Source organism: Paenibacillus sp. FSL M7-0656 (assembly GCF_038003225.1).
GTDB classification, from domain to species: domain Bacteria; phylum Bacillota; class Bacilli; order Paenibacillales; family Paenibacillaceae; genus Paenibacillus; species Paenibacillus amylolyticus.
The window spans coordinates 1143376-1163149 of the sequence record NZ_JBBOOT010000001.1 but is presented as its reverse complement, the minus strand read 5'-3'; the positions used below and the strand labels follow the sequence as shown (position 1 = coordinate 1163149).

Genomic DNA, 19774 nt, shown 5'->3' with positions numbered 1-19774 from the left:
TACACGATCAAATGAGTTCAGTTTTCGTCCATGGAGCACCTCATCTCCTTTCATGGATACATGTTTAACATTAATAGAATTTGAGGTATCCACCCTATGAATAACGTACTTACAGAACAGGCTGATGCAGGATATCGGCTAGCTGAGCAGAAAGCATCTCAGTATTTTACTTCTCTTAGGCAGCAAATTATGGATAATACGTATACCACAGCACTTACCCAAGATATTCATGTATGGCAAAAGAAACATATTCATCGTTTTGCCTGGCTTTCTCTTTTATCACCTAGCAAAAGAAAACCGGATCCTCGGGATGTTCATAGATATATCCACTGGCTGAATACTACAGGAAAGCTGGACGATTACCTGGATCGGAGTATCTCCTATATTTATATGCGAGATCTGGGGCAAGCCCTTGATTCTCCGGGTACGCAGGCCCGAATTCAGAATGTTGTCCAGAATACTAAAAAATACTTTATGGGCTCTGCCACTGGGCGCAAAGGACAGCCTGATTATATCAGTCTGGCTGCGTTGTACCGGTGGGGACAGAAGGAGCACATAGAATCCGCTGTCATCTGGGTGATGAACAAATTAAAGAATGTAGCATCCAACATCCCGAAGGAGCTGGATGCAGAGCAGGCGCAACGGAAGCTGATCAAGATCATTCTCGGCGTGGTCCTTCATGTGGACGATGAGATGAATGAGCAGACACCACCTGAAGAACGCGCCCGGAGATTTGATGCGGCGATTCGACTTGGTTATTCGTACGGTTTAACGTATCCATTTGTGGATGATCTGCTGGATTCTCAAGCTTTGACTGTTCAGGAAAAAGAGCAATATTCCCTGATGATACGCGATGCACTTCTTACCGGAGTTGTACCTGATCTGGGAGATTGGAAAGGCAGCAATCTTGAAGTAATTGAATATGTACATTCCGAGCTTCGGGAAGCATTTGAGTACATCAAGAACTACCAGCATCCAGAGAAACAGCGCACGTTTTTAGAGCAATCCTATGTGTTCTTTCAGTCTCAGGAGATCGATCGCAACAAGAAATTAGCCAATGCGAATTATAGCAATGAAGAATTGTACATTCCGATTATTATCAAATCCTCTTCTTCCCGATTAATCGTCCGGTCTGTTCTCAGTGCACCAGTGGATGAAGGATTTGATCTGAGGACGTTCTATTACGGGATATATAATCAGTTGGCTGATGATTTTGCCGATATGTTTGACGATATGGAAGAAGGGGCAGTAACTCCGTATACCTACTATTTGAAGTATCGAGATTTGCGTCCCGACTTGATTAATCCATATGAATTGTATTGGGCAGTCATCTCTCATCTAATCCATGATGTATATAACTCGGACGCCAAGACCCGCGAGGTCATACTGGATCGTGCCATTAACGGTCTGAAGCGTTGTAAAGAACGGTTGGGGCAGCAAAAATATGATGAAGTGATGACGATCTTTGCCTCTGGGCAGCCTGAATTCAATCAACTGGTTCAACAGATGGTGCGAAAAGCAGATGACGTTGATTTCCTTGATAAATTGTTACGAGATCAGGTTGTGCTTCAATTGAAAAATGACAAGCAGGAAAAAGAGGAGTTCAAACAGACCATTCGAACGGTTCGCGAACAGATTAATGTGGAGTTGCAGATTGCGAAGCCCGGTGGCCTTCATGAGATGAAAGAAACGCTGATCGATGCGGCCAATTACAGCTTGCAAGGCGACGGAAAAAGGTTACGTCCGATATTAACTTGGGTTATGGGCGTGCGCGAGTATGGTCTTCATGAATCATCCATCGTTCCGCTGCTAAGATCATTGGAGTACATGCATACCGCTTCCCTGATCTTTGATGATCTGCCTACGCAGGATAATGCTTCGACAAGACGTGGACGTTCCACGCTGCACCATGTACACAATAGTGCCACAGCAGAGCTTACGGGTCTGTTTCTCATTCAGAAGGCGATTGGAGAGCAATCCTCATTGAATCGTTTTGATGCGGCGACCGTGCTCAGACTCATCCAGTATTCGGCTGAAAAAGCAGAGGATATGTGTATGGGGCAGGCCATGGATCTGAATTCCAAAGGCAAGGCATTGACGCTGGAGCAGTTGAACATGATCTGTTTTTACAAAACTGGCATTGCCTTCGAAGCTGCCCTGGTCATGCCAGCGATACTTGCCCAAGTGAAGGAACCGGAGATGGCTGCGCTGAAAAAGTTCGCTTATCATGCGGGGATCGCCTTCCAGATCAAGGACGACTTGCTGGATTTCGAGGGAAATCACCTCATTCTTGGGAAACCTGCAGGTCAGGATGAGCGGAACAACAATTCAACCTTTGTGTCTATTCTGGGTGATGAAGGCGCGAAGAAAGCGATGTGGGAGCATTATTGTCTTGCTACAGATGCATTGAACGAGATGCCGAAACCTATTCCATTTTTGAGACATTTATTGGATTATCTTATTGGTCGCAAGCGCTAACCCATTTTTTTAATGATTCCGTGTTGCATATGACTCATAATGATATATAATGACAAAGTTCGGGATTCCATGTGGATGGATTCCGGGCCTTGTTTGGTTTAAAGACAAAAATCTCTTAAAAAGATTTGTTTCAACGGTTGAAATTCTGGGTATTAAGCAGGTACTGTTGTTTTAAAACTGACTAATTCTTATAGAACATCTTATATCAGTAAAAATTTTAGATTTCGACAAAATTTACATGTAGTCTATGCCAAAAGGAGAACTTACAATGCAGGTTCAAAAGGTCGATCATCATGAATTGTTCGAGCAGATCTATAACCAAGCGCCTATTGGGATTGCACTCGTTGCTCCAACAGGGCAATGGATGAAAGTGAACCCTGCTTTTTGCTGTATGCTAGGTTATACAAGTGATGAATTAATGGATCTCACGTATCAGGATATTACACATCCTGATGATTTCTCACAAGATATGATCTGTAGTTATGAGCTATTTGAAGGTAAATCTAAAGAAAATCAATACGAAAAACGTTACATTAATAAAAATGGTGACATCTTATGGTGTTCAATACATGTTTCCTTGGTTCGAAGCGAAATTACGGATGAACCGCTTTATTCCGTTTGCCATATTGTTGATATTTCCAATCGTAAACTGTCTGAACAAAAACTCCTCCATCGTGAAGAAATGTTCAAACTTATTACGGATCATGCTCAGGAGATCATCTATATTGCCGATTCAGAGGGAGTTTGTCGGTTCTGCTCACCGTCAGTCCAACAAATATTAGGTTATTCCCCGGAAGAAGTCATTGGCCAAAACAATAATGCTTCCTTTCACCCACAAGATCTGGAACGGATCTCACAGATGGATTTGACTAAAGGTAATCTGTTGAATATTAGAGTCCGCCATAAAGACGGGCATTATCTTTGGTTTGAAACCACATACAAGGTCTTTGGTGATGCGGAGCATGAACAGCAGATTTTTACAATTGGACGAGATATATCAGAGCGAAAAAAACAAAAGGATATCAGTGCAGAGGCTGAACGTATCGCCTTGATCGGTAGTTGGGAATGGGATATGGTCTTAGACCATATTACATTTTCAGATCAGATCTTTGAGATTTTTGAACTTGAACGCACCTGCAAACCATATCGGATAAGTGATGTTTTTAATGTTATGGATGCTGAAGATATAACCTCTTTACAAAAACATATTGCAGGGGTAAAACAGGGTGAACCGCTCGATTTTGAATACAAACACATCAGCTCTGATGGGAATGAGAAGTATCTTCACTTGCGTGGATTAATTACGTTTGATGAGCATGGTCAGCCAGTTCAGCTGAACGGAACACTACAGGATATCACTGAACGCAAACGCATCGAATTTAAATTGCAGGAATCTGTCGAGCGATACACTTCGCTTAAGAAATACAATCATGACGCCATTATCTCGTTTAACATGGATGGTAATATTATGAATGCAAATCCAGTAGCGGTGAAAATGACGGGTTGTCCCGTGGCTGAAATGATCGGTACAAGCATAAGCAGATTTATCGGAGCCGGTAATCTGGGTCTGATTCTGGGCAGTAACTATGAGATGGCTGAAAAGGAGATCAACGCTGTTCGGCACACGGATGGATCTGAGACAGAAGTCTTGGCTACGCTTGCTCCAATTATTATTAATACATCCAATGTCGGGTTTTACCTGATTGCGAAGGATATTACGGAGCAGAAAAAACTGCTGGTAGCCAAAGAGACAGCGGAGAGAATGAATAAGGCCAAAAGTGAATTTTTGGCGATGATGAGTCATGAAATCCGTACACCTATGAACGGTGTAATTGGGATGACGGATTTGCTTTTGGATACTCCTGGACTTAGCGGGGAACAAAAGGAATACATCGAAATCATCCAGAAGAGTGGAGATTCCTTGCTGGCCATCATTAATGATATTCTTGATTTTTCCAAAATCGAATCAGGCAAAACCGATCTGGTAGAAGATCCTTTTGATCTCGTAGAGATCGTGACCGAGACGGTGCAAATCGTAAAACCGCTGGCTCGTGAAAAGAAGCTGGATGTTCGCATGTGCGTAGAAGATGTCATTCCAACTCCGGTGTATGGTGATGCTTATCGTCTTAAACAGGTACTTACCAATATCATCGGCAACGCGGTCAAATTCACTTCAGAAGGCGGCGTGGAAGTTAAAGTGGGAGTTAAGGAGCAGTGCGGCAATAACGTGCAGCTTTATTTTCAGGTAAAAGATTCGGGCATTGGCATTCCGGCTGAGAGGAAACAACAGTTATTTGAACCTTTCTACCAACTGGAGAATTTTATGACCCGCAAACCTCAAGGTACCGGTCTTGGCCTTGCCATTAGCAAGAAACTGGTGGAGCTTATGCAGGGTGAGATCTGGATCGAGGAATCGGATGAACCGGGTACAATCTTTATATTTACCGCCCAATTTAAATTAAATAACGGTGAAGAGAGTAACAGGTTGGATCAACAGCAGAAGAAGAGCAGAACATCAGCCTTGCGGATTTTAATTGCAGAAGACAATGAGGTGAATCAACTCGTCCTTAGCAGGATCGTTGAGAAAAAAGGGCACTTCGTGGATCACGTGGCGGACGGTGTTGAGGCAGTCGAGGCGGTCAAACACACTTCATATGATATTGTCTTCATGGATGTGCATATGCCAAGGCTTAATGGATTTGAAGCGACAAAAGCGATTAAAAATGCTTTGCCCCCCGAGAGTTGTCCATTCATTATTGCGGTAACTGCAAATGCCGTAAGAGGAGACATGGAAAACTGCTTGAAGGCAGGCATGGATGCGTATGTCAGCAAACCGATCAAAATCGAGTCCATTATGCAAGCATTGGAGACCTATTACATCAAAAATAATCTCTGAGTGTCCTGAAAATGGATTCATGAGCAAAAGATGCTAGCTTATCATAAATAAGCTAGCATCTTTTTTATGCACAAATCTCTAAGGATTTTTGATCCACAATTTGGAGATGTCCAGATAACCGAATTCTGCGATCTGCATGCCGAAGATGCTCTGATCCAGTTCAGCCTGCTTGTTCATGTGACAGCCATGCAAGATCCAGCAGTGATCACGTAGCAAGGCTTCAGCTTCATCCAGGAGCGCAGTACGGTCTGCCCGATGAAGCTTTGCAAAATGATCCAGTTTGTCATCCAATAGAGACTGGAATGCAGGAGACATACACATATGAAAATGGTTGGACAGGTTTTTGAAAAAATGAATCATGCCGTACTGCCAATCTTCCTCCAGTATCTCTTCAGCCAGAATCAATTGTGCGTTTGTGGTTTCCTCTGAGTTGAAGTAATTCACAACGGCCTGCATGCTGATGTTCAGACCGATGGACGTTGCACGAGACTGAAACCACTCTGCAACGTCTGCATCCTTATTATGCTTATACGATAATGTTACCGCCTCACCCTTGTACCCACAGTTATGCAACAATTCACGAGCATGCTCAAGAGAGGCATCGGTCCAGTCTTGGGCTGCACTTCTCCAAGGCAGAAAGCTGCTGGCCGGTGTGATCCGATTCCCGCCGAGATCTCTTACAAGTGCGACCGAATCATAGACGATACGCAGTGCTTGTCGAAATAGGGGATGATGATGGATGCCTTCCTTGTGAAAATTGAACAGCATATACTGACAACCAAGCGCCGGATAATTGATACTGTTCGTCTGATCACAGCCTGTTGCGAGACTCAATCGATCTGTACCCGGTAACTCATAATAACGATCATTTGGACTCAGGTCAGGTACAAACCAGAAATGGACTTGATCCAGATGTGGCCGGATGCCGTAGTACGCATCAAAAGCGGTAAGCTCCAGCACATCTGCATTCAGCTCAGAGATCTGAAAAGGACCGGTACCTATCAATGTATTGGCTACATTGTAATCGTAGGGCAGGATTGTCATCCGAATACAACTGAACAGATGCAAGAAAAACCGATTAGGACGATGTAGAACAAACTTGATGCAGTAATGCCCAGCTACTTCCGCTCGTTCAATATCCCGATACAACCAGATGGACGGACTATGCACATCAATCAATCGTTGCAACGTCGCTTGCACATCCCGGGACGTCATGATACGTCCGTTGTGGAAACGTACACCTTTGCGAAGATAGAAGGTCCATAAGCGATGGTCCTCGCTACACTCCCACATGTGCGCCAGTGCTGGCAGGAATGACTCCGTCTTGGCGTCATAAGTGATCAATGTATTACAGACCTGGCTCAGCAGATAGGTTTCAAATGCAGTATAAACAAAGGCCGGGTCCAGATCACCTAACTGGCGTGACCTCATGATGCGCAGAATATCCTGACCAGAGGCAGTTTCATCGTGGCCGTGAAATCCCATCTGTTGATGAAGGGAGAGCATGAGCTGTTCTCGCAATGTATCATCCATCTGAACGGTTCCGATGAGTTCAATGGCATCTTTCATTTTGCCTTTACCCAAAAGTTCGGTAAAACTCGCTTCCAACGCTTCATTCATGCTACGCAGCATCGTTAACTCCGAATGATGTCCACGACCACGCCCAGGCTGCCAATGGATAAAGCCTTGTTCCTCCAATTTTCTGAGAATGAATTTCACATTGCGAGGGGTGCAGCACAAGGCAGCGGACAGGCTATCAATCGTTACCGCTACAGGTTCATGAAGTTTGAGTGAAAGTTGTTCGGCCCCAGCGAGCCTTATAAAGTGTGTATGCAGGGTATCCATGGCCATGACTCCTCTATTAAAGGTGAAAAGTGTGATCATATGTTTACACTTTTACTTCCCCCTTTTATCGTTACAATTATACATTAGTAGAAGTTGTTCAAAAAGTCCGCTTTTGATTACGAAAGATGCCTAAAGGCATCATCAGCATCGAATATGGAATTCAGCCGAAATGTCCGTTGCTCACGTAGTTTTCCCTACGCTCCGCTACTCCATTTCTAGCTTCATCCCATCTTCTCGGTACTGAAAACCGAACTTTTTGAACACGTATTAGAAGAGGTAGTTCAAAAAGTTCACTTTTGAAGCATTTAGAAAGAATAGGAGAAGTTCGCATGAAGCAATATTTAAGGCAAATTCACCCCCTGGCATGGACGATCATTATCGGAACCATGTTTGGACGTCTTGTGACGTCAATGAGTATCCCGTTTCTATCCATCTATCTGACACGTGTACTAGATGCTACACCGACCCAGACCGGTATTACTGTGGCCGTTAGCTCGCTGGCAGGTGTAATGGTCAGCTTTTATGGAGGTTATATTTCGGACCGAATCGGTCGCAAAATCGTGATGTTAATCTCAGTATTTAGCTGGGCAGGTGTATTTTTTATCTTTTCAGCAGCAGAGCATCTATGGGTGTTCTTTGTTGCCAATACGTTAAACGGATTATGCCGCGCAGTATTTGAGCCCACCTCCAGAGCACTGTTATCGGATATTACTTCTCCGGAGAACAAATTGCTGGTGTTCAACCTCAGATATGCTGCAATTAATCTCGGTGTAGTCTTTGGGCCAATTATCGGATTTCAGCTGGGATCATCTGAATCGACGTTTCCGTTTGTGATTTCCGGCTTGGTATACATAGCCTATGGACTTGTATTATTTCTGCAATTCAAGCTACAGCATGCCAATCTGCCGGAGCGTCACCAGACTACTGCCCCACGTTTGCGTGAAGCACTGATGACCACCGGTCGCGACCGGGTATTTCTGCCGGTATTAATCGGTACCACATTTTGTGTGCTGGGTTACGGACACTTCAGTTCTACGTTGGCACAGTACTTGGCGAGGAGCCCGATCTTTGAGAACGGAAGTCAGATGTTCTCGTACATGCTATCCCTGAATGCCGTGACGGTACTGATTATTCAGTATCCTCTTGTGAGAACCTTCCGAAACTTCCCACCGCTTGTTCCTCTGATTGTGGGTAACTTGCTGGTGGCAACCAGTCTGATGATGGTTGGAATCGCTGAAGGTGTGCTCATGATGATGATGAGTGTCATACTATTTACCATTGGGGAAGTGTTGTTGTTCACCATGATGGATATGCTCATTGACCGGATTGCGAAGCCGGAATGGAAAGGGACGTATTTCGGTACCATCGGATTCAATAATATCGGTAGTGTCATTGCTCCTGTCATGGGCGGGGTGTTATTAAGTCAATTTGGAGCGGAGAATGGTTTCGCTGTTTTTCTACCGATTGCACTGACGACTGCCCTGGGAGTACCTTTTCTTCTGATCGCACATCGACGTCTTGTTGTTAGAGAAAAACAAACAGAGCCTACATCATTAAGTATGTAGCGAGAATTGAAAAGTTTAATGGCATGAATTAAATAACAATTCAGTTAAAATTATCTTGACGGATGTTAGTCCAGCGAATACAATAAACAACAAATATGTGAAACGGGTGGGATGATGATTATGTTTATGCCTATACAGATTTCGAATCGATAACTGAATACGCATGAGCATAGTGACATTAATCCAATTTTTTTGCAATGATCGCGTTGGGACAGTCATGTTTGTGCACCTCTGTCGTGGACGCTCATCATTATTGCGATGCAGAGGAGATACGGGAAATGCTTTGCATTTCATTCGATCTCTTTTGGCTACAAGCTGTAGATGAACATTAGTTCATCTATGGCTTTTTGGCATGCATTCCACCCAATTTGTTCACATGGAAAGGAGCGTTTGGAGCGTTATTTTATAAAAACTAACTTGTTAAAAAGGAGAATGTACAATGGTCAACATATGTTCTACATATCAATTATGGGCGGGAAATCCCGATTTTAATGTCATTATGTATGACTCATCCTAGTGATCGCAAATTTGCTGTCGTTAAGATCATCAACAAATATGAATAGCCAAGAACAATTAAATAAACCGATAAAGAGGTGGGACCTGTGCCCAAAACAGAGAAAATCTCCATGTCATGGCTGCTGCGTTATCTAAAACCCGTTAAAGGACGGCTGGCCTTACTTTTAATCATGTTGCTCACATCAACGGGGCTTCAGCTTTTGAATCCACAGATTATTAAACGATTTATTGATACAGCAGCAAGTGGGGGAGTCCTCACCAATCTTGTTCAGCTCGCAGGAATATTTCTGGTTGTTGCCGTGTTTAATCAACTCATCACGGTAGCGGTCAGTTATTTGGGGAACGACGTGGCCTGGCGGGCCACGAATCAACTGCGCGGAGATCTGCTGAAGCACTGCCTGCGTCTTGATATGCGTTTTCATAATGTGAAAACACCTGGAGAGATGATTGAACGTGTGGATGGTGACGTAACGAGTATCTCCAATTTTTTCGCAATGTTCATTGTGCAAGTGATCGGGAGTTTTGTGCTGCTGGCCGGAATTCTCGGATTCATGTTCAGTGTTAATGTGCCCATTGCTTTGGTGATGACCGTGTTCACATTATTATCGATCCTTTTCATGGTCTTTATCCGAAATCTAGGCGTGGACTCTTCCAAAAATGAACGTGCGGCAAGTGCCTCTCTGTTCGGATTAATTGAAGAACGCATTGCCGGGATTGAAGATGTGCAAGCAAATGGTCATGTGCCTTATGTGATGAACCGCTTTTACCGCACGATGCGCACGGTATTCCGTAAGGGGAGAAAAGCCTGGCTGCTACGGGTTATTCCGTGGAATACCACAGTAGTTCTGTTCGCACTGGCGGTCACTGCGGTGCTTTTGCTGGGTGTGCATTATTATATGGAAGGTCTAATTAGTATCGGAACATTATTTCTGATCTACCAATATACGCAGATGCTGAATGATCCGATTGAGATGCTTGGAGATCAGGTGCAGGAGTTCCAAAAAGCAAAATCAGGCATGCTGCGCTCCAGAGAGCTGTTGTCCATGCAGAGTGAGATTGAAGAGGGCACAGAGGAGCAATTGCCGGAAGGACCTCTTGGTCTGGAATTCAGTCAGGTGCACTTCAGTTATAACCAGGATAAACCGGTATTGCAGGACATTACTTTTGCCATTAAGCCTGGTGAACGTCTAGGAATCATCGGTCGCACAGGTAGCGGTAAATCGAGTCTTAGTCGTGTTCTTCTCCGGCTGTACAATCTGGATCGGGGTACGATCCGTGTAGGTGGAACGGATATCACAAAGCTTTCTTTACAAGCGCTCTATCGCAGGGTGGGAATGGTGACACAGGATGTGCAGTTGTTTGATGGCACGCTGCGTGATAACCTGACCCTGTTCAATGGAGATGTATCGGATCAGATGATCAAGGAGACGACGGATCGCCTTGGACTTAGCCAATGGATTAATTCACAACCAGAAGGACTTAATACGTATTTGGCTGCAGGCGGAGCTTCATTGTCGGCAGGGGAAGCACAGTTATTTGCCTTAACCCGCGTATTCCTGACCGAACCGAGTCTGGTTATTCTGGATGAGCCTTCATCGCGTCTAGATGCTGCGACCGAAGGTATGTTGCAATCTGCAATTGACCAGTTAATGAAACAATCCACAGGAGTGATTATTGCTCACCGACTGGCTACGCTGGAGAAAGTTGACCGGATTATGGTGCTCGGTGATGGGAAGGTACTGGAGTTTGGAGCGAGAGAAGAACTTGCCAGTAACCCTGCATCTCACTATGCCAGACTGCTGATTACAGGCAGAGAGGAGGAATTGGCATGACTGTAGCAGGATTTATAGGCCGTTTGTTTCGATTCAGGCCTTTGTTATTTGTAATCAACGGAATGTTATGGTGTATATTTCATTCCTTGCCGCTAGCCATTGGTATTGGAATGCAATGGTTTTTTGATCGCACAACAGTGGGCTCCAATGACTACATGTGGCTTGCTGTGCCGCTTATCTTTATTGCTTTGGTCCGAATGGCACGGGTGGGCACATTTTTTGTAGCCTTCTATGCATGGGTTACGTATCTGTATCATGTTCAGGCGATTTTACGAACCAACATGCTCGCAGCGATCATGCGCTGGCCTGGGCGTAATCTTCCGGCTTCACCAGGGGAGGCGATGAGTCGCTTTCGGGATGATGTCGATGAAGTCGTCGAGTATGTAGAATCATGGGTGGACTTCTGGGGACGGCTCGTATTTGCTGTTGTGTCCATCGTCATTATGGCGAACATTAATTGGCAGATCACATTGGTTGCCGTGCTGCCATTGGTGGTCGTTACCTTACTTAACAACCTGTCCGGAAATCGGGCTCGGAAGTATGCACAGGTTAATCGTGAATCGACTGGGCGAATTACCAGTTTTATTGCGGAAACGTTTGGAGCAGTGCAAGCCCTGAAACTGGGTCAGGCCGAAGAGAATGTCTCTTCACGTTTCAACCAGTTGAATGAAGATCGTCGCCAGGCTGCACTTCGAGACAATCTGTTCAAGCAGTGGATGAGATCGATGAATCAGCATGTTCTAAGTATCTGTACCGGATTGATTCTACTGATGTGTGCAGCTGAGATGAAAGCAGGGAATTTTACCGTAGGTGATTTTGCCTTATTCACCAGTTATCTGGCCAATATCGGATTTAGCATTTCACTGTTTGGTTATATGGTGTTTCAGCACAAAAGGCTCAAGGTATCCTATGATCGTATGCGTAAGCTATTCCGCCCAGGGGAAGAAGACCAGATCATGGATTCGAGGGAAATCTATCTGTATGAAGATCCGCCGGAACTTGTAAGTGAACAGAGGGACCCTAAGGAGAAGTTGCAATCTCTTGAGGTGAATAAGCTGACTTATCAATATCCGAATTCTGAAAATGGCATAGAAGAGATCAGTTTTCGTCTGAAACGCGGACAATTTCTTGTGATTACGGGACGGATCGGATCAGGTAAATCAACGCTTGTACGAACACTTCTTGGACTGTTACCCAAACAAAAAGGGGACATTCACTGGAATGGAGCGGCTGTTGATCCAGCCACATTCCTGATGCCGCCTAGAGCCGCGTATACCCCTCAAGTGCCAAGATTGTTCAGTGATACGTTGAAAGAAAATATCGTCCAGGGCAAACAGGGTAACACCGAGCAAGCCCTTGAAAAAGCCATTCGTCTGGCTGTGATGGAGAAGGATATCAAACATCTGGATCAGGGGCTTGAGACCCCGGTTGGTCCCAGAGGGGTGATGCTGTCAGGCGGGCAGATTCAGCGCGCGGCCACAGGACGCATGTTAATGACGGAGGCGGACCTGTTTATCTTTGATGACCTGTCCAGTGCACTGGATGTGGAGACAGAACAACAAGTATGGGAAGGGCTGTTCCAAGAGCCGGATGTCACCTGCATTGCAGTTTCTCACCGCAGGGCAGCACTTTCCAAAGCAGATCACATTATCGTGATGAAAGATGGACGCATTGAAGCCGAGGGAAGTTTGGCCGAATTGCTTGCCACCAATGAAGAGATGCAGCTGCTGTGGCAAGGGGAACAAACCCCCGCCAAAGTTGGATAGCTTTGAAAATTTAGAAAAGATAATAAAAAAACAAAAAAGCCTTACAGACGCTCCTTGAAAGAGGACAGTCTGTAAGGCTTTTTATCGTTATAACGAGTGGAAAGATGGAATATTTTTATCTCATCATCTGAGCAATCAAGGAATACGCAATGATGACCAGGAAGATAATAGTGATATGGTTAATGGAGAAGATAAACATCCGTTTGGACCATTTCTCTGTTTCTTTCTTGTCAAAGGTAGCCACACTGAGAATGAGCCAAGCCAAGCTAACCAGAAATGCCACAATAGCGACAAACGGACTCATCGGCCAGAATAAAAAGCTGGAGATCAGTAACAGTACCAGATACACATTTGTCTGAATGTATGTCCGTCTGATGCCTTTAACAACGGGTAGCATGGGAACACCAGCAGCTTTGTATTCGTCAAAACGACGAATCGCAATCCCGTAGAAGTGAGGCATTTGCCATAAGAGCATCGTAACGACCAATGCCCAGATCTCAAAATGACCCAGTTCCGGTGAAATGGCTGCCCAACCGATGAGTGGAGGCACAGCACCCGAAAGACTTCCCACTTCCGTGTTGTAGATCGTTGTACGTTTGGTCCACATCGTGTAAGGGAACACGTAAAGCAACAGACCCAAAATACCAAATACAGCAGCGGATGGGGAAGCGATGTACAACATGATGCCCCCGATGATGGTGATTGCAATACCGAGAATTAGACCCGACTTGGTATCTACGCGTCCCGTAACGGTAGGACGTTTCTTCGTACGTTCCATGATCGCATCAATATCACGATCATACAAGTTGTTAAACACCCCTGCAGCTCCAATAATGAGAGAAGATCCAATAAAGGAAAGGATGATTGGTACAATATTAGCTAAGATTGAAGCATCAAATACATATAAAGCCAAACTTAAACCCGCAAACATGGCGATCAGGTTGGACTTGATGATTCCGATTTTGATCGTATCGAAGAATACTTTCGGAATCGAGCTATACTCCAGGCTGATATTGGTCTGTGAACCATTGTTCAATGTTTTCAAGAACTCACTTCCTATATCTATACTTATATATTATGTCGCTATTATACCATTCAATACACTATGTGATTTAATTAACGTTTTAGTATTTAAAATAATGTCATTTGATTGTGAACAATTTAAAAACAAGGTTGTTTTTAATTGTTAAATAATTATTTCTGTGTTACAGGAGAGAATCGAAAAATCCGGGTATAACAGTGATATAAAGTTTGTTCTTGTCATTGTAGTGTAAGTGTAAATAATCTTTTATTCAACTCACACAGATTGGATTGAAGAACGTAGTTAAAGATATATGTTGCAAAATGGTTAGGTTTTGTTTATTGTAGATATAAGATATCTTTAATAGTCTTTTTTAAAATGTGTTCTTGTAAATCTCCGATATTACTTTCTTAAGAGAAAGCGGAGGTTATTTTTAAAACTTAATTAGAGATATTAAATGTCTGGAAAGGGTGTATAGTATGAGTAATATGAATCAACTCTTGGATGTACTTATTATTGGTGGAGGACCAGCGGGGCTTAATGCAGCTCTAGTACTTGGCAGGGCCCGCAAGAACGTTGTGGTCATTGATGATGAGACACCGCGTAACTGGGTTACAAGGGAGACTCATGGGTTTGTGACAAGAGATGGGGCAAGTCCACGTGAATTCCGGAAAGCTGCCAAAGATCAGATTGCAGCGTATCCCTCAGTTCAATTTGCATCCGATACGGCAACTGCGATAACAGGTAGCGATGGTGATTTTGTAGTTAAGACTACTCAGGGGGCAAGTTATCGCACGAAAAAGATTTTGTTTGCGGTAGGCAAGAAAGACCTTCCCTTGGATATTAACGGATTAACAGAAGTTTACGGTAAAAGTGCGTTTGTGTGTCCATATTGTGATGGATGGGAGTTAAGAGACCAAGCGCTGGTCATCATCGTTAGTGGAGTTAACGCATTACATATGGCAAAAGTCATATCCGGCTGGACAGAACGTTATACGATCTGTACGAATGGATCAGATTCCTTAACCGATGAGCACCGTGAAGAGCTGAAGCAGCATCATGTTACTGTATTCGATGCACCGATTCAATCCATTAATTCTGAAGAAGGGATGGTACAGCAAGTTGTACTAAATGACGGTACAGCGATTCCTTGCACAGGAGTTTTCTTCCAACCGAAACTGTTTACCGGATCAGAACTGCCAAAGGCCATCGGTTGTGAAATTACAGAATCAGGAACGGTTATAGTTGATGCTTCAGGCAAAACATCTGTAGCGGGTGTATACAGTGCTGGTGATGCAGCATCCGAGATATATCAGGCAATCACGGCTGCGTCTCTGGGGGCATTGTCTGCGGTAAGCATTAATAATGAATTGAATTTCGAGAAGTGGGATGAGTCAAGACATCATTAGAATACATTAAAAAGCGTCATAGAATCATAACGTCATTGGTTCATACAGTAGGGGATTGCATATGCATTCCTCTATTTGTTGTTATTCAATTTAAACGTTGAACGGTTCAATTAAAAGTAATTCAGCCGGAAGAAAATTTGATATTAAATCAATTATGGTTTATTGTATTATCAAACGATACATATTACTATCATTTATATAATCTTCAAAGGAGAGATCACTTATGAATGAAAGCAGAGCAGCCATCATATGGCTAACGAATACCTTGCTCCACGGCGTAGAGATAAGAGGTGATCATCATGAGTGATGCAACTTACATTCCACAGCCCAAAATGTATGGGCCACTTGGCAATCTGCCCTTAATTGATAAAGATAAACCCACGCTGTCGCTAGGCGTTCTGGCTGAACAGCATGGACCGATATATCGACTTACCGTTCCCGGTTATTCCGGTTTAATCGTATCTGGACCAGATCTTGTCGCTGAGTTGTGCGATGTGTCCCGGTTTGACAAATATGTATACAATGAACTCGAAAATGTACGTGCCTTTGGAGGCGATGGTTTATTTACAAGCAGAACATCGGAGCCCAATTGGAAAAAGGCCCACAACATTCTGCTTCCCACCTTCAGCAAACAGGCCATGAAAGGTTATCATCCGATGATGGTTGATATTGCCGAACAGTTGATCAACAAATGGGCACGCCTCAATTCCAACGATACGATTGATGTTGCGGACGATATGACACGCCTTACGTTGGATACCATTGGACTATGTGGATTCAATTATCGATTTAACAGTTTTTACAGACAGGATCACAGTCCTTTTATTGAAAGCATGGTTCGGGCATTAAATGAAGCTATGCAAAAGAGCTCACGTTTGAAAATTCAGAATCTGCTTATGGTGAAAACCAAACGACAGTTCCAAGCGGATATTCAGACGATGTTCTCTCTGGTAGATCAGATTATAGAGGAACGTAAAGCGAGTTCAGCACCCGAAGAGGTCGACTTGCTCGCACGTATGTTGAATGGCAAAGATCCGGAGACTGGCGAAATGTTGGATGATGAGAACATCCGTTATCAGATTATTACGTTTCTCATTGCCGGACATGAAACCACGAGTGGTCTATTATCTTTTGCTCTTTACTTTCTACTGAAAAATCCGGAATCGCTTCAAAAGGCGTATGACGAGGTGGATCAGATATTGGTCAGTGACTCACCGCAGTACGAGGAAATTCTTCAGCTTCCATACATTCGCATGATTCTCAGTGAATCGTTACGTCTCTGGCCAACCGCTCCGGGATTTGACGTATATGCGAAAGAAGACACCGTCATAGGTGGCAAATACCCCTTGAAGAAAGGCGAAAGTTGCAGTATTCTCCTGCCCCAGCTACACCGTGACAGAGAGGCATGGGGAGAGGATGCAGAGCTTTTCCGTCCAGAGCGATTTGAAGATACGGCGAAAGTGCCTCATCATGCGTATAAACCTTTTGGTAATGGGGAGAGAGCGTGTATCGGGATGCAGTTTGCTTTATATGAAGCAACACTTGTGCTTGGCATGGTCCTTAAACATTTTGAACTGATCGATTATAGCAACTATGAGTTGGATGTTAAACAGACGCTGACATTGAAGCCGGGAGACTTCCGGATTCAGGTGAAAGCCCGCGTGGCTTCGCAAACAAGGAATAAGTCGACGGTATCTGCGAAAGAGAAACCTGCTCCTGTTGTTCATAAAAATGTAGCAAGTGATAGCCAGACGAGAGAAATGTTGTCCGTTGAAGCAGACGGTAACCCATCGCTCCTGGTGTTATATGGTTCCAATCTGGGAACGGCAGAAGGCATTGCCCGAGAGCTTGCGGAGAAAGGCCATTCTTATGGAATCCCAAGTGAAGCAGCCCCTCTGAATGAGTGGGTTGGCCGCATTCCCCGCCAAGGTGTCGTTCTCATCGTCACTGCTTCGTATAACGGAAAACCTCCGCAAAATGCTACGGCATTTGTAGAATGGTTAAAGGGAGCAGAGTCAGAGGAAGCAAGGGATGTAAATTATACCGTTCTGGGCTGTGGAGATCGGAGTTGGTCCGGGACGTACCAGAGCATTCCTCGATTAATAGATGAGAGGCTTGAAGAATTGGGAGGTAAAAGACTGTTATCCCGTGGAGAAGCCGATGCTGGAGGTGATATGGAGAAACAAGTCGAGGCGTGGCAGCAGATGTTGTGGCCACAGGTGTTGAGTGTCTTGGGGATTAGCGAGGAAGCAATCAAATCCTCCAAGCCAAGCGCCAGCAGACTTCAAATGGAGTTTGTCCGCGAGAAAACGGATAGGCCACTTGCACGAACTTATGATGCCAGCTATGCCACGGTTGTAGTTAATAAAGAGCTTCAGGCGCTGGGAAGTGGAAGAAGCACACGTCACATCGAAGTGTTATTGCCTGAAGGCATGAGTTATAGAGAAGGTGACCATCTCGGCGTGTTGCCTAGTAATCAGAAGCAGAATGTGGATCGGATACTCAGTCGGTTCGGACTACGTGGGGATACTCCGATCCAATTAACTTCGGACGTCAGCCATCTTACACACCTACCACTGAACAGACCCGTCAAGATTCATGAGTTGCTCGCTTATTGTGTGGAATTGCAGACACCAGTCTCCAGAACACAGTTGCAGGAGTTAGCTAATCATACGGTATGTCCACCTCATAAGCGTGAACTGGAAGGTATGTTGGACGAAAACAGCTACAGGGATGATATTCTTGCCAATCGTATCACCATGTTGGACCTGCTAGAAAAGTATGAGGCGTGTGAGCTGCCATTCGAAAGGTTCCTTGAACTATTGCCTCCGCTTAAGCCCAGATATTATTCAATATCCAGCTCGCCAAGCCTGAATTTCGAGCAAGCGAGTATAACCGTATCGGTAGTAAGAGAACCTGCATGGAGTGGTAAGGGCGAATATCTGGGAGTTGCTTCATCGTACCTTGCCGGTTGTCCATCCGGAGAACGTATTCTGATGTTTGTACGTACGCCGGAATCCGAATTTTGTTTGCCGAAAGAGGCTGACGTACCCATGATCATGGTGGGACCGGGGACGGGTGTTGCGCCGTTCAGAGGTTTCCTTCAGGCGAGAGCGGTCATGAAACAGAGAGGTTTGCCACTGAGTGATGCGCATTTGTTCTTTGGTTGCAGGAATGATTCAGATTTCATATATCGTCAAGAGCTTGAACAATACGAGCGAGAAGGGATCGTTAAACTACACACTGCTTTTTCTCGTGCGGATGGCAAGCCCAAAACGTATGTACAGCATCTGATGAAGGAGAATTCCGAACAGTTGATTCACATGCTGATGAGCAAAGGAAAACTCTACGTATGCGGGGATGGAAGCCAGATGGCCCCTGCGGTAGAAGAGACTTTGCAACAAGCGTATCAGAAGGTGCAGGGAGCAACGGTGCAGCAAGCGAAGGACTGGCTCATTCAGCTTCAGGCCGAAGGACGCTACGTGCAAGACGTGTGGGCAGGTAATAAACGAACAGGTGAAACTCCTAAAACTGTGCATGAGGAGGTACATTAAGACGGAGATGACTCCAATATCTACTAATATACAGTCCTTAATATACTCAAGCTAACAAACAGCCGCTTAATCTGGAGCTTTGTCTCCAAATTAGCGGCTGTTATCATGATCTGACCATGAGCCGTCGCTCGGTTCATTTTCTCACTCCTGAACTGTTAGCGTTTACATTAAAATTTGAAATAAAAATGATTGACAGTCCTTATCTGAACGAGTTTAATTATATAGACCGATTGTTATAATTATTTGAAGGAAGTGGCTTTCGTTGAGTGAAAAGTCTAATGCTAGAGAGTCTATTGTCAGCACAGCAGCGAGACTGTTTTTTTCACAAGGATATCATGCGACCGGTCTGAATCAGATCATCAAAGAGAGTAGTACGCCGAAAGGGTCGTTGTATCATTATTTCCCGCAAGGCAAGGAAGAGCTCGCGCACGAGTGTATTCAAAAAGCCAATGAACATATCTTGCAGACATTTGAGAAAACATTTGCAGCCCACGACAATACGGGGGATGCCATTCAGAGATTTATTCATGATTTGGCTCATGAAACAGAAGCAGCCGGGTTTACCGGATTTCTGCCATTCAGCTTCTGGGCAGCTGTGGAGACATCGTGTATTAGTCAGCAGTTGCGTATTGCATGTCAGGGTGTATTTGCAGATTGGCAGGATGTCATTAAGAAACATCTGATTCTGGATGGCGTTGGTGAAGAGAAGGCGCGGGAGACGGCACTTCTGATCATTTCTTTGATGGAGGGAGCACTGATTATCAGCCTGACGAATCAGGATAAACAGCCTCTGCTGACGGCTGCTGAGTATTTGTCGGTTGTGACGAAGAACGCCAAACAGATTCAATAATTTATACCAAGAGACAGAGAAAAAGAAAGTTTGATACGTTTG

General features: G+C 44.5%; 10 protein-coding genes. 8 read left to right on the top strand and 2 right to left on the bottom strand.

Going from position 1 to position 19774, the window contains the following annotated elements:
* Positions 1-96 precede the first annotated feature (96 nt).
* Both MHI01_RS04925 and MHI01_RS04920 read left to right on the top strand, forming a co-directional pair.
* Positions 97-2478 (top strand): polyprenyl synthetase family protein, encoded by a 2382-nt coding sequence (locus MHI01_RS04925; RefSeq protein ID WP_340982657.1) that lies wholly within the window; start codon positions 97-99, stop codon positions 2476-2478.
* A 268-nt stretch (positions 2479-2746) separates the two neighbouring features.
* Positions 2747-5374, top strand: a complete 2628-nt coding sequence (locus tag MHI01_RS04920; protein ID WP_164783161.1) for a PAS domain S-box protein — start codon at positions 2747-2749, stop codon at positions 5372-5374.
* Positions 5375-5452: 78 nt separating this feature from the next.
* On the opposite strand, the gene MHI01_RS04915 is transcribed toward MHI01_RS04920, so the two are convergent.
* Positions 5453-7219: an ABC transporter substrate-binding protein gene (locus MHI01_RS04915; protein ID WP_340982656.1), complete on the bottom strand. Its 1767-nt coding sequence runs from the start codon at positions 7217-7219 to the stop codon at positions 5453-5455.
* A 329-nt stretch (positions 7220-7548) separates the two neighbouring features.
* Between MHI01_RS04915 and MHI01_RS04910 the strand changes: the two genes are divergently transcribed.
* The 3 genes from MHI01_RS04910 to MHI01_RS04900 all read left to right on the top strand — a co-directional run bounded on the left by MHI01_RS04910 (position 7549) and on the right by MHI01_RS04900 (position 12898).
* Positions 7549-8784, top strand: a complete 1236-nt coding sequence (locus tag MHI01_RS04910; protein WP_340982655.1) for an MDR family MFS transporter — start codon at positions 7549-7551, stop codon at positions 8782-8784.
* A gap of 602 nt (positions 8785-9386) precedes the next feature.
* A complete protein-coding gene (locus tag MHI01_RS04905; RefSeq protein WP_339286704.1) occupies positions 9387-11132 on the top strand; it encodes an ABC transporter ATP-binding protein in 1746 nt (581 codons plus the stop codon).
* Positions 11129-12898 (top strand): ABC transporter ATP-binding protein, encoded by a 1770-nt coding sequence (locus tag MHI01_RS04900; protein WP_340982654.1) that lies wholly within the window; start codon positions 11129-11131, stop codon positions 12896-12898. Before MHI01_RS04905 ends, MHI01_RS04900 begins: the two co-directional genes overlap by 4 nt.
* A gap of 115 nt (positions 12899-13013) precedes the next feature.
* On the opposite strand, the gene cyoE is transcribed toward MHI01_RS04900, so the two are convergent.
* Positions 13014-13943 (bottom strand): heme o synthase, encoded by a 930-nt coding sequence (cyoE, locus tag MHI01_RS04895; protein ID WP_036608378.1) that lies wholly within the window; start codon positions 13941-13943, stop codon positions 13014-13016.
* A gap of 464 nt (positions 13944-14407) precedes the next feature.
* On the opposite strand from cyoE, the gene MHI01_RS04890 reads away from it, so the two are divergent.
* The 3 genes from MHI01_RS04890 to MHI01_RS04880 all read left to right on the top strand — a co-directional run bounded on the left by MHI01_RS04890 (position 14408) and on the right by MHI01_RS04880 (position 19732).
* Positions 14408-15328: an NAD(P)/FAD-dependent oxidoreductase gene (locus MHI01_RS04890; RefSeq protein WP_340984828.1), complete on the top strand. Its 921-nt coding sequence runs from the start codon at positions 14408-14410 to the stop codon at positions 15326-15328.
* A 299-nt stretch (positions 15329-15627) separates the two neighbouring features.
* A complete protein-coding gene (locus tag MHI01_RS04885; protein ID WP_127545788.1) occupies positions 15628-18882 on the top strand; it encodes a bifunctional cytochrome P450/NADPH--P450 reductase in 3255 nt (1084 codons plus the stop codon).
* Positions 18883-19144: 262 nt separating this feature from the next.
* Positions 19145-19732 (top strand): TetR/AcrR family transcriptional regulator, encoded by a 588-nt coding sequence (locus MHI01_RS04880; RefSeq protein ID WP_047842796.1) that lies wholly within the window; start codon positions 19145-19147, stop codon positions 19730-19732.
* Positions 19733-19774: the final 42 nt, after the last annotated feature.

Excerpts from the sequence above, each read along its gene's own strand:
- MHI01_RS04925 (WP_340982657.1), top strand. The coding sequence starts at position 97 with ATGAATAACGTACTTACAGAACAGGCTGATGCAGGATATCGGCTAGCT.
- MHI01_RS04920 (WP_164783161.1), top strand. The coding sequence starts at position 2,747 with ATGCAGGTTCAAAAGGTCGATCATCATGAATTGTTCGAGCAGATCTAT.
- MHI01_RS04915 (WP_340982656.1), bottom strand. The coding sequence starts at position 7,219 with ATGGATACCCTGCATACACACTTTATAAGGCTCGCTGGGGCCGAACAA.
- MHI01_RS04910 (WP_340982655.1), top strand. The coding sequence starts at position 7,549 with ATGAAGCAATATTTAAGGCAAATTCACCCCCTGGCATGGACGATCATT.
- MHI01_RS04900 (WP_340982654.1), top strand. The coding sequence starts at position 11,129 with ATGACTGTAGCAGGATTTATAGGCCGTTTGTTTCGATTCAGGCCTTTG.
- MHI01_RS04890 (WP_340984828.1), top strand. The coding sequence starts at position 14,408 with ATGAATCAACTCTTGGATGTACTTATTATTGGTGGAGGACCAGCGGGG.
- MHI01_RS04885 (WP_127545788.1), top strand. The coding sequence starts at position 15,628 with ATGAGTGATGCAACTTACATTCCACAGCCCAAAATGTATGGGCCACTT.